General features: G+C 55.3%; 10 protein-coding genes. 6 read left to right on the top strand and 4 right to left on the bottom strand.

Features of this window, described 5'->3' with window-relative positions:
- Positions 1-22: 22 nt before the first annotated feature.
- From FYJ35_RS08100 to FYJ35_RS08090, 3 genes are read right to left on the bottom strand one after another with little or no spacing between them, the layout of a single operon-like run.
- Positions 23-586, bottom strand: a complete 564-nt coding sequence (locus FYJ35_RS08100; RefSeq protein ID WP_154525383.1) for an alpha/beta hydrolase — start codon at positions 584-586, stop codon at positions 23-25.
- Between the two features lie 52 nt (positions 587-638).
- On the bottom strand, positions 639-1328 hold the full coding sequence (locus tag FYJ35_RS14700) for a class I SAM-dependent methyltransferase (protein WP_154525381.1): 690 nt from the start codon (positions 1326-1328) through the stop codon (positions 639-641).
- Positions 1325-2716 carry an NAD(P)/FAD-dependent oxidoreductase gene (locus FYJ35_RS08090; protein WP_154525379.1) on the bottom strand — a complete coding sequence of 464 codons (1392 nt, stop codon included), beginning with the start codon at positions 2714-2716 and terminating at the stop codon, positions 1325-1327. Before FYJ35_RS08090 ends, FYJ35_RS14700 begins: the two co-directional genes overlap by 4 nt.
- 251 nt (positions 2717-2967) lie before the next feature.
- Here FYJ35_RS08090 and FYJ35_RS08085 point away from each other — a divergent pair, with 251 nt between their 5' ends.
- The gene (locus tag FYJ35_RS08085; RefSeq protein ID WP_154525377.1) at positions 2968-3930 is read left to right on the top strand and encodes an AEC family transporter; all 963 of its coding nucleotides are present in this window, start codon (positions 2968-2970) and stop codon (positions 3928-3930) included.
- A gap of 118 nt (positions 3931-4048) precedes the next feature.
- On the opposite strand, the gene FYJ35_RS08080 is transcribed toward FYJ35_RS08085, so the two are convergent.
- Positions 4049-4807: an HAD family hydrolase gene (locus FYJ35_RS08080; RefSeq protein ID WP_154525375.1), complete on the bottom strand. Its 759-nt coding sequence runs from the start codon at positions 4805-4807 to the stop codon at positions 4049-4051.
- A gap of 171 nt (positions 4808-4978) precedes the next feature.
- Between FYJ35_RS08080 and FYJ35_RS08075 the strand changes: the two genes are divergently transcribed.
- Genes FYJ35_RS08075 through FYJ35_RS08055 form a run of 5 tightly spaced genes read left to right on the top strand, consistent with a single transcriptional unit; the run spans position 4979 to position 12206 of the window.
- Positions 4979-6673 (top strand): MBL fold metallo-hydrolase RNA specificity domain-containing protein, encoded by a 1695-nt coding sequence (locus tag FYJ35_RS08075; RefSeq protein ID WP_154525373.1) that lies wholly within the window; start codon positions 4979-4981, stop codon positions 6671-6673.
- A 34-nt stretch (positions 6674-6707) separates the two neighbouring features.
- Positions 6708-7931 carry a transglutaminase domain-containing protein gene (locus tag FYJ35_RS08070; protein WP_154525371.1) on the top strand — a complete coding sequence of 408 codons (1224 nt, stop codon included), beginning with the start codon at positions 6708-6710 and terminating at the stop codon, positions 7929-7931.
- Positions 7932-7954: 23 nt separating this feature from the next.
- Complete coding sequence (locus tag FYJ35_RS08065; protein WP_154525369.1) at positions 7955-10426, top strand: hypothetical protein; 2472 nt, start codon at positions 7955-7957, stop codon at positions 10424-10426.
- Positions 10427-10484: 58 nt separating this feature from the next.
- Positions 10485-11612, top strand: coding sequence for a GntR family transcriptional regulator (locus FYJ35_RS08060; RefSeq protein ID WP_205839772.1), 1128 nt, complete (start codon positions 10485-10487; stop codon positions 11610-11612).
- A gap of 51 nt (positions 11613-11663) precedes the next feature.
- On the top strand, positions 11664-12206 hold the full coding sequence (locus tag FYJ35_RS08055; protein ID WP_154525365.1) for a QueT transporter family protein: 543 nt from the start codon (positions 11664-11666) through the stop codon (positions 12204-12206).
- Positions 12207-12352: the final 146 nt, after the last annotated feature.

Here is a 12352-nt window from a genome sequence, read left to right as displayed (position 1 = left end):
GCCGTCAAAGTGTGTATTGTTGTTACATCCCCGAGAAGAGGTAGTCCCAGACGGTTTCCATAATCTGTTCCAGGTTCTGGATGTCCGTCCGGAAATCACCGATCTCAAGGGAGTGGTTTGCGCCATCAAAGGTAAAGAGCGGGATCTTGCATCTGCGGCAGGTGTTCAGAATGGCATCATTTTCCGCCCAGGGGTCTTTTGTGCCGTGAAATGCGATTCCGGAGCCCTTCAGAAAATCAAAGGTTTCGGCAACAGGCGTGTACAGGACATGCCGGACCTTCCGGTCGAGGTGGTGATTGTCGGCATAGGACGCGCCGATCGCTGTCCCGATGCTTTTCGAGAAGAAAATCAGATCGTCGCAGGCTTCCAGATGTGCGTCCTTCAGAAGTACTTCCGCTTCGTTTCTGCCAATCTGAAATGCCTTCAGCAGCATGTCGTGACTTCCCGCCTGCTTTTTCGGAAAGCCTGAATACGGAACAGGGATGACATCGTATCCCTGCGCCCTTGCCATTTTTCCGGAATAGTAAAGCAGCGGTCTCTCGACGCTGTAGCCGATTCCCGGAAACAGAACAGCAGCTTTTCTCATCTGTATCCCCTCCGATTCAGCGATTTTCTCCCGGACACATGCGCTGCCGGCCTCAGGCTTTCCTGCCCTGCATGACGAGCCAGCCTTTTTCCTTGTCCCAGTCATACGTCACGTCTGTGAATCCGGCCTGTCTGTAGACTTCAGCGAGCTGCTCCGGGGCAAGCACATTCATGTGAAGGTGCTCGGTGATCTTTTCAAAACGATCGCTCATGTCCCCGGCAACCATTTCCACGATGATGGCAAAGGTGCCGCCGGATTTCAGGACACGGCAGATTTCCCTCATATCATTGGGAAGATCCGGCCAGAAGAAGTAGCTTTCAACCGAGTAGACGGTGTCAAAGAAACCGTCCCCGAAGGGCAGGCTGCTGACAGAGGCTTTCTTCAGGCTCAGCCGCCCGCTCATCACGGCCTCCCCGTTGAAGGCCGTCGCTTTTTCAATTGATACGTCGGAGTAGTCGATGCCGAAGAATGCCGCGCCGGGATCCTGATGCATGGCGAGGCGGAGCGCATTGCCCCCGCCGCAGCCTACGTCCAGGACGGTGCTTCCAAAATGAAGGTGCGCAAAGCCCCATTCGGTAAGGGCGGCATGACTCTCGTTCATGTCATCCAGGACGGTTCCGCCCAGCTCGCCGACCGGCTTTCTGGCGTTCTCGATGTAGGTGAAATCGATCGGCTCCGACGTGTCCGCCTGAGGGACAGTTGCATTAGCCGTAATGTCTTTGTTCTCTGTATTTGTATTCACGATTGTTTGAATTCCTTCTGGTGATCTGCGATGTATCTTGCAACATACACGCCGCTTGCGGAGGCGTGTGAAAGGGAATGCGTGACGCCGCTGCCGTCCCCGATCACAAACAGACCCTTGTGGCAGGTCTGGAGATCCTTGTCGATATCGACGGTCATGTTGTAGAACTTGACCTCGACGCCATAAAGCAGGGTGTCATCGCTTGCGGTACCCGGTGCAATCTTGTCGAGGGCATAGATCATCTCGATGATGTCGTCAAGGATGCGCTTCGGGATAACCAGGGACAGGTCCCCGGGGACCGCTTCCAGTGTCGGGTGCGTGAAGGATTTGGAGATACGCTTCGCCGTACTCCGCTGGCCGCGGATCAGATCGCCGAATCGCTGCAGCATGACACCGCCGCCCAGCATGTTCGACAGGCGCGCGATGCTCTCGCCGTACCCGTTGCTGTCGGTGAAGGGCTCGGTGAAGTGCTTCGAGACCAGCAGCGCGAAGTTTGTGTTTTCTGTCTGGCGGGACGGATCCTCATAGCTGTGTCCATTGACCGTGACGATGCCGTTGGTGTTCTCCGTAACAACAGCGCCCTTGGGGTTCATGCAGAAGGTACGCACCAGATCCTGGTACTTTTTCGTCTTATAGACGATCTTGCCCTCGTACAGCTCATCTGTGATGTTCTGGAAAACCGGAGCCGGGAGCTCGACACGGACTCCGATATCGACACGGTTCGATTTGGTTGGAATATTCAGGTCAGAGCAGACCGTTTCCATCCATTTGGAGCCAGATCGCCCGACGGAGACGATGCAGTCGTCCGCGGTGAATGCACCCTTCTCCGTCTGGATGGTAAATCCTGGCTCATCTGCCCGGATGCTGCTGACAGGCGTGTGGAAATAGAAGTCCACTTTATCCTTCAGCCTGTCGTAAATGTTGCTCAGCACCTGGTAGTTGATGTCCGTTCCGAGATGGCGGACGGAGGCGGAGAGCAGATGCATGTCGTTCTGCAGGCAGCGCGTGCGCAGCTGCGAGTTGCCCGTCGAGTAGAGCTTCGTCTGTCCGCCGCCGTTCTCCATATTGATCTGATCGACATACTTCATCAGGTCAATGGCTTTTTCACGTCCGATGTACTCGTAGAGCGTGCCGCCGAACTCATTTGTAATGTTGTACTTTCCGTCGGAGAAGGCACCTGCGCCGCCGAACCCGCTCATGATAGAGCAGGTCTTGCAGTGGATGCAGTTCTTAATCCGGTCGCCGTCAATCGGGCATCTGCGCTCCGGGAGCGGCCCGCCGTGCTCAAACACGGCGATCTTCATATCCGGACACAGGCGGACCAGCTCGTAGGCAGAAAAAATGCCGCCGGGACCTGCGCCGACGATAATGGTATCGTAATGATTCATATAGATCCCCTCTTTATTCTGGTAAGACGATGAATGATCAGGTATCTGGTGCAGTGCCTGCGCCGTCTGGGCGCCAGATTCAGACAGGCACGTCGATTGCACACAACCGGTTCTAGGATACCACAACCGGAGACAGGTTTGTACCTGAAAATGTGCGGAAATGAGCGGCAAAAACGGTTGAAACTGTTTGACCGGCTCATCTGCTGCATGTATCATATTCCTGCCGTATAAAAAAGCCCGGAGGTATTGTCATGAGTCCCTTGCATACACTTGAGCAGATGGTGGTTGTGCTGATGATCATTGCTGTCGGCTTTGCCGCCTACAGATTGAAAATGATTTCCGATTCGGGACTGAAGACGCTGTCCAGACTGACAGCGGATGTCTTCAATCCCGCAATCATATTCTCGAGCATGGTGATTCACACGGAAGGGAAACGCCCTGAATTCTCAAGAGGGATCTTCGCAGTTGCGGCACTGGTCTTTCTGGTCGCCATTCTGACAGGCTGGCTGTTTGCCCGCTTTCTGTCGAAGGACCGCGTCAGGAGACTTATCTATCAGATGATGTTCATATTCTCCAACCTGGGATTCATCGGGATTCCGGTGGTCACAAGCCTGCTCGGGGCTGAGTATGTTTTCTACGTTGCCATTTATATCTTTGAATACAACGTCCTGTTCTACACGCTGGGCATCTATTATCTGGACCAGATGGAACCATCGGAGCGGAAGGCGGAGAAAGGGTCTCTCTGGAAGAAGATCCGTCCGATGATCAACATGGGAACGATCGCCTGTCTGGCCGCCCTCATTGTATTTGTCTGCGGCGCCAGGGTGCCAAATGTGATCGCTTCCCCGATCTCGTATCTTGGCGATGCAGCGGTTCCGGTTTCACTGATCATCATCGGTGTCAGCGTCGGCCGGGAGAAGAATCTGCTGTCAATTTTCAAGGACCGCCGTATGTATCTTTTCATGCTGCTGAAGATGATTGTCCTTCCGGCCATCTGCGTTATTGTTCTCAGGTTTGTGCCGATGCCGGAGAAGGTCCGTCAGCTGAGCATGATCATGATGGCGATGCCGGTTGGCACGATGCCGCTCGTTATGCTGTCAGAGCGGGGGATCCGGTCGGAGGAGTGCTCCAACGGCATCATCTTCACGTCGGTCGTTTCCATCGTGACGCTGCCGGTTATGGCTGCAGTCTACCAGCTGATCATGAGCATCTGAAGCCGGCTCCGGACGGCAGAGGTCCGGATGCAGCATTCTGCTGCGTCATGCGCCGACAGGACTTCGAATCTGAAGCCGGCTCCGGTAGACAAGGGCAGGATGTGCAGACCGGACAGATTCAGAAGCTGGGTTCAGCGGTCTGTACCAGCCGCCGGAGGGCGGCTGTAAGCCCCGCCTCGCTGTGGACGGTGATGCCGGCATCTGCGCATTGCAGACTGCCGGCATTTCTGTTCATCCAGACCGTATGCCATCCCGCAGCATGGGCACCTTCGATATCGTGCTTCAGGGAATCTCCGACAAGCCAGAGGTCCTGGGGCGGCAGGCCGATTGCATCTTCCGCCGCGCGGAAGATGCCGGGATCCGGCTTGGATATGCCGACGTCCCCGGAAACAGTCACATAGGCCTTCGGGATGTAGCGCTCCAGCCTGAGCTGCCGGTATTTTTTCCACTGGTGGCCGGATGCCCCGTTGGTGACGATACCAAGCCGGAGCTGCCCGGCCGGTTCTTTGGCGCGCCGGGCCAGGTCCTCCAGCAGTTTCCTCATGATCGGAGAGAGCATAATCTGATTCTGGAGCTGCGTGTACCGGTCCGTGAAATACGCACCCTGCCACGATTCTGTGGGCAGCCCCATTGTCAGAAACGTCTGCTGAAGGCGCCAGATGTTCGACTCTCTTGCCGTGATTGCGCCGCTTTCCACAAGCGCGAAATTCTCGTCGCTCTTTTCGTAGAAAATCTTAAGAAAAACTTCACCGGAAAAAGACGTCCTTTCTGACATAATAAAACCATCTGTCCGCCTGAGCGTTTCCTCAGCTGCCTGGATCAGTAGTGCCCCGCGGCTGTAGAGCGTGTCGTCAATATCAAAACAGATTCCGGTCATTCCTTTTCCCCCATCCTTTTAAGTCCGGTCTTTCTGGTGCCACAAGCTGCTCGGCAGTTGCAAAGCCATACACAATCGATAACCTGATTATACCGGAAAAAGTTCATCAAGTCCCTCAAATAGGATATACTGTCATTATCTGAAATATTTGGTGAAAGGGAGGATTTGTCCATGAAACTGACTTTTCTTGGAGCTGATCACGAAGTCACAGGAAGCTGCTACTATCTGGAAGCTGCCGGAAAAAAGATCCTGATTGACTGCGGGATGGAGCAGGGACCGGATTTATATGAGAACAAACCACTTCCGGTGGCGGCGGGGGACATCGACATGGTCCTGCTGACGCATGCACACATCGACCATTCCGGAAATCTCCCGCTTCTGTACAGACATGGGTTCCACGGTCAGATTTTCTCGACCTATGGCACGGCAAATCTGTGCAGCATCATGCTGCTCGACTCTGCCCATATCCAGGAATTTGAGGCCGAGTGGAAGAACCGCAAGAATCAGCGGGCAGGCCGTGAGCTGGTCGAGCCGTTGTACTCAATTGAGGACGCGCAAGGCGCGATAAAGTGTTTTGTAAACCTGAACTACGAGGAAGAACGCTACATCGCCGACGGAATCAAGGTTCGCTTTTTTGACGCGGGTCATCTGCTTGGATCTGCCTCGATCGAGGTGACCATCACGGAGGGAGACACGACGCGGTCTATCATTTTCTCCGGGGATATTGGGAACACGAATCAGCCGCTCATCCGGGATCCGGTCTATCCGAAGAAGGCGGACTATGTGGTGATGGAATCTACCTACGGTGACCGTGCACACCCGCGCCCACCGAGATCGGACTATGCGCAGGCGCTGGCGGAGGTCATCCAGCGTACCTTCGACCGGGGCGGAAATGTCGTGATTCCTTCATTTGCCGTAGGCAGAACCCAGGAGATGCTCTATTTTATCCGGGAAATCAAGGAAAAACACATGGTATCCGGACACGAGGGGTTTAAGGTTTATGTGGATTCTCCGCTTGCAAATGAAGCGACGCAGGTTTTCCAGAAGCGGATGTATGAGGATTTTGACGAAGAAGCGACGGCACTGCTTCAGAGGGGGATTAATCCGATCGGTTTTGACGGGCTGAAGACGGCTGTCACAGCGGACGACTCCAGAGCGATCAATTTCATCGAGGAGCCGAAGGTCATCATCTCCGCAAGCGGCATGTGCGATGCCGGGCGGATCAAGCACCACCTCAAGCATAATCTGTGGCGGCCGGAGTGTACCATCCTGTTTGTCGGTTACCAGGCAGCGGGAACACCGGGGCGGGCGCTCCTGGAGGGGGCGGATCATCTCCGGCTGTTCGGCGAGGACATCGATGTCGAGGCGGAGATCTGCCAGCTGCCGGGGGTGTCCGGACATGCTGACAATGAGGGACTCATGCGCTGGATTTCCTCGATGGAGGAAAAGCCTCAGAAGGTCTTTGTCACGCATGGCGAGGACTATGTCACGGAGATCTTCAGGGACAGGCTGAAGAATGAGCTCGGACTGGATGCCTATGCGCCCTATTCCGGCGCAGAGTTTGATCTGGCCAGCGGCCAGATCACGGTTGACGCGCAGCCGGTGCTGCTCTCGAAGGAAAAGCAGAAAGGCCTTGCGGAGGCGAAGGCAGCCGGAGGTGCATTTGTCCGCAGAAAGGGTTCCGACAGGGGCGCGGCTGTGCGCGTGACCTCGCAGACCAGAAAAGCAGCCCAGGTGTACACGAAGCTGGTTGCAGCCGGTTCGCGGCTGATGAGCGTGATCCGGGACAGCGAGGGCGGAGCCAACAAGGATCTCTCGGAGTTTACGCAGGAAATTCTGAGGCTCTGCGAAAAGTGGAAGCGCTGAGCGGCCACATAGCTGTACATAGTATGAGGTTTGAATGGAGAGAAAAGAGAGAAGCCGGACAGGAAGACCGGAGGCCGGAAGAGGCCGGGGGCTTCTGAAGAAGGGAGCCGCCATTCTGATGATGACCCTCGCGGCGCTGGCGCTCTGCGGCTGCGGGGCGCGGCATCTGGCGGTCTCCGCCGGTCTGGAGAAGAGCCCGTACTACCATCTGGGGGATACGGAGTGGGATCACGGGGGCGTCGAGGAATATTACTTTGACCACCTGGACAGCAGCTATAACGAAATCTACAGAGAGCTGTATTCCAGGCTCAGCAACCGGGAGGACAGCGGGGATCTGTACGCACAGGTCAGCGCGGACGACTTCTGGAAGGCGTACTATGCCGTCCTGGCGGATCATCCGGAGCTGTTCTGGGTCGGATCCAGCGCGCAGACGGTTGTCAGCAATCTCACCGGAAAGGTGGTCAGCTACCAGATCGAGTCAACCGTTCCGGCGGACCAGCGCGATGAGATGAAACAGCAGCTGGATGCCGCAGCGGACGCGTGTATCGCCCAGACGGATGAAACCTGGTCGGACTACGGACGGATCAAGTCGGTCTATGAGTACCTGATCAATCAGGTTGAATACGACGTGAATGCACCGTCCAGTCAATGCGCGCAGAGTGCGCTTCTGTATCATAAGTCGGTTTGTGCGGGATACGCCAAGGCTTTCCAGTATATCCTCCACAGGATGGGCTATTTCTGTACGTATGTGACAGGAAAGATTAAAAATGGCGGTGACCACGCCTGGAATATCGTCCGGATCGGCGATCAGTATTACCATGTCGATGTCACCTGGGGCGACCCGGTCTTTGCGGACGGTCAGGAGAGCGGAACCGGCATTACTGTCATGAACTACAATTATCTGTGCTGCACGGACGATGAAATTCTGCCGACTCACATCCCGGACGGGAGCATCACACTGCCGGCCTGCACGGATGATTCCTGGAACTACTACAAAATCAACGGCATGTATTATGAGACATTTGACTATGATACGGTGTATAATGCGCTGATGGACTCCGTGGAGAGCGGCAGACAGAGCATCGTTATGAAGTTCGGGTCAGCCGATGCCTACAGTGAGGCCAAAGAGCAGCTGTTCACGGACAGGATGTACAACGACGCCGTCCAGTACCTGATGCAGCAAAATGGCGTGGATACCTGGAACACCCGGTATTCCTGCGATGACTCCTTTCACGTGATCACGATTCAGTGGTCCTGACACTGACAGACGGGGAGAAACCCTTGAGAGAGAATGTTCTGTATATCCGAAACCTGCTGATCCGGATTGTGTTTCTGACGGTGCTGTTCATCGTCAGTGTTATCGGATTCAGCCGCATGATCAACAAGGTGACGCCGGACACCGCGACGGTCATGAGCAGTTCAACATTTCCGCTGGTCTGCATGCAGAAGGATGGCGTAGACTTCAATGAGCTGCACGGGTACAGCCGGGAGATCAATGCCTCTGAGCTGCGTGACAGCATCACACCGCTCTCGGACACGAGAGGGATCACGATCAAGATTGAGACCTTCGGAACGGCGGTGGATTCCGTGTCCTACGAGGTATCCACGATCGACGGAACCAAGTCGCTGGAGAATACGAAGGTGATCAAGCTGAATCAGGACGGCGACACGATCACGGCAGATTTGACGCTGATGGACAAGATCCTGATGAATCAGGAATATGTGCTGAAGATCCAGGTCGCTACGGGCGGGCGGAACATCTATTACTATACGCACGTGCTGCTGGCGGACGGGCTTCACACGTCCGATTACCTGAATTTTGCCTCCGGCTTCTGGGATAAATGCATCAACAAGACGGACCTGGACTCTGTCGGGCAGGCGATCGAGCCGGACGATACGACCGACCAGGATGATACGCTGGCGTATATGGACATTCATGACAGTGTTCAACGGCTGACATGGGGGAAGCTGAATCCGCAGATTTTCTATAAGCCGACGCCGAGGCTGACGGAGATCAACGAAAACACAGCGACGATGACGATGGATTATCGCATTTCCGCGGCCTCGGAAGCCGGGGCACAGGAGGTTTACGATGTCCATGAGTATTACAGACTGCGATATACCGACAGCCGTGTCTATCTGCTGAATTTTGAGCGGACGACGGACCAGATTTTCGATCCTGAGAACGGCAGTGTCCTGACAAAGGACGGAATCGATCTGGGCATCACCCAGAAGGAGGTCGAGTACAAGGCGGACTCCAAAAACCGCTGCATCGCATTTGTTCAGGAGGATGTGCTCTGGACTTATATGACGCAGAAGGGCTCCTTCACACGCGTTTTCGGGTTCCCGCAGACAGAGAACATGGATGCGCGGGACTTCTACAGGCAGAACACGATCCGGATTATCCGGGTGGATGAGAACGGGAATGTCACCTTTGCGGTCGGCGGCTATATGAACCGGGGCAGTCATGAGGGAGACAATGGCATCGCGCTGTATTACTACGATGCCGGATCCAATATGGTGTCGGAACTTGCATTTCTCCAGAGTGACGGCAACACGGAGCGGATTCAGCTGGATATGAAGGACTGCCTGTACCTGACACAGAACGACAAGACTTGCTATGTCTTTCTGTCAGGGGTGTTGTATGCAGTCGACATGGCCTCAGGTGAAGTGAAGGAAGTCCGGAAGGGGATCAGCAATGAGTGCTATGCGGGGTCGGAGTCCGGCCGGTATTTCGCCTGGCTGAAGGAGGGGAAGGTTTACGGCTCCTCCGAACTGGAGGAAATCGACCTGGAAAGTGGAGAGATCCGGACGTATTCGTGCGGGCAGGATGAATATCTGCGCCCGCTCTCCTTCATGAAGGAGGATCTGGTTTACGGAATCGCAAAGCAGGGAGACGTGCAGGTCCCGCATGGCGGCAATGGCATCTTCCCGATGTACCAGCTCCAGATTGTCGATGCGGACGGGAACTCAGTCAAGACTTACCAGGCGGACGGCATCTATGTCAAGGGTGTCCAGAAGACCGGAAACATGCTGAATCTGAGCCGCGTGGCAAAAAAGGACAGTGGCTATGAGGATGCGCCGGCAGACCAGATTGTTTCATCGGATACAGCGGCGGATGTCGAGCTTGGGATTGCGACACAGGTCGATGACAGGAAAAGGACGGAGGTTTTGCTGCGGGTCGGCGGGACGATCAGCTTCGAGAAGGCAGATACAGCTGTAAGCAGACTGGTAACAGGCACATCGAAGACAGCCGTGATTCCGATGAATCCGGATATGCAGGACCTTTACTATGTCTATGCATCCGGCGGTCTGACAGCAATGTACACATACCCGAACGACGCCATTGTGAAGGCAGACAGTGTGTTCGGCGTTGTCATCAATCAATCGCAGGATTACGTCTGGGTCAGAGGCGACAAGGTGGACCAGGTGGAGATTCCGATGAAGAAGATTCCGGGGTCTGTAAGGAGCGGGACGACGGATGTCAGTCAGCTTCAGATCGGCATCGGAAAACAGGTGGTCGATTTGAGCGGATGCACGCTCGATGAGGTGCTCTACTTTGTGAGCCATGGGAGACCAGTCATTGCACAGACTGCGGAAGGTGTCAAAATCATCGTCGGGTATGACAAGTACAACACCTATCTGCTGAATCCGGGTGACACAAAGTGGACCTACTTCGGCATGCAGGATTCCACGGATCTGTTTGCTGCAGCCGGAAATGTCTTCTACAGCTACTTGGATTCAGCAGCCTGAGCCGGGAAGACGATCCACACCATCAGCATCCGGAGCTATCCGCAGGCAGGAGGACGATATGTCGGGAACTTCAAAATACCAGCAGGTGGCAGACTGGGTGCGCGGGAGACTGAAGGAAGGAACGCTGCGCCCCGGAGACCGCCTGGAGACAGAGACGGAGATTGCACAGCGGTTTTCTTACAGCCGGCAGACGGTCCGGCAGGCTCTGGCAAAGCTGGAGCAGGAAGGGGTCATCGAGAAGATTCAGGGCAGCGGGTCCTATATCCGGGGGCAGACCTGCGGAGGGCGCCGGGATCCGCTGTCAAACTCCGTCACAATCATTTCATCCTACACGGATTCCTATATCTTCCCCAGGATCCTCCAGTCGATGGCGACAACGCTTCAGAAACACGGATATGCGACCCGGATTATGTTTACGAGCAACAGGCGGGAGACGGAGCGAAGAATCCTTTCGGAGCTGGACAGACAGCAGGTGCGGGATCCGCTGATCGTGGAGCCGGTCGCTTCAGCGTTGCCGAACCCGAATCTGGTTTACTATCGGAAGCTCAGGGAGCGGGGAATTCCGGTCATTTTTTTCAATACCTTCTATCCGAGCCTTGACATTCCACATGTTTCGTTGGATGATGTGGCAGTTGGAAAAGCGGCAACCGATTATCTGCTCTCGCTGGGGCACAGGAAAATCGGCGGTATCTTTAAAAATGATGACGGCGAAGGACTCTGCCGTTATGAGGGGTATCAGGACGCGCTCATCCGAGCCGGACTCCCGGTCGAGGAGGATCATGTCAGCTGGGTGGATACCGTCATGCTGAAGGGTATGCTCAAAAAGGACGACTGGATTCTGGATCGCCTTGAGGGGTGTACGGCGGCGGTCTGCTACAATGACGAGGCAGCCTATATGCTGACGGAACTGTGCGCAGAGCGGGGCATCCGCATCCCGCAGGATCTGTCCATTGCGAGTGTCGACAATTCCAGGTTGGCGGAGCTGTCTCCGGTCCCACTGACATCGGTTCATCATCCGATGGAAGCACTGGGGGAGAAGACAGCCCTGACGCTGCTGGAGATGATTGATCATCCCGAGAGGCCATCGTCAGCCTTCACCTACGAATTTCAGCCGGAAATGACGGTCAGAAAATCGACCGGGGCGCCACCTGGCAGGACAGGAGGAAGGGCCGCTTTACAGGTATAAGTGGGTTTGAAGCCATCCCCACTCTAATCAAAACCATGGAGGTAACTGAATATGAGAGACAAAAAAGTTCTGTACATCACACAGGCGGCCGTGATTGCGGCGCTGTATGTGGTGCTGACGGTGCTGTTCGCGCCGATCAGCTTCAAGGAGGTCCAGGTCCGGATTTCCGAGATGCTGACGGTGCTGCCATTCTTCACGCCGGCTGCGGTGCCGGGGCTGTTTGTGGGCTGCATCATCGCCAACATGCTTGGCGGCGCGATCCCGCTTGACATCGTGTGCGGAAGTCTGGCAACCCTGGCAGGCGCATGCGGGACCTGGATGATCGGGAAGGCAGCCAGGAAGAAGACCGCGGACGGGAGCAGAGTGACTGCCCTTACAAGGACGGCTGCGACACTTCCCCCGGTCATCGCGAATATCATTGTAGTGCCGCTCGTTCTGTACTATGGATATGGCGTGAATCTTCCGATTCCGCTGCAGATGGTGACGGTTGGAATCGGCGAGGTTGTCAGCTGCAGCCTTCTTGGGAGCATCCTGATGACAGTGCTGGAAAAGTACAGAAGTCAGATCTTTCGGACAGCGAACATAGAAGGCTGAATGAGCATCGAAGCCGGGGACTCCAGACAGGATCCCCGGCTTTTTGTAAAGGATTCCTTAAGGAAGTCCGACTTCCATTTCAGGACATTCCTGTTTATAATAAGAGACCAAAGCAGCACCCCCGCCGCCGGAAGACTGGCGCAGCG

It is taken from the genome of Porcincola intestinalis (genome assembly GCF_009696445.1).
GTDB lineage: Bacteria > Bacillota > Clostridia > Lachnospirales > Lachnospiraceae > Porcincola > Porcincola intestinalis.
Note: the sequence above shows the minus strand (reverse complement) of the source record. Positions and strands in the feature narration are given on the sequence as shown.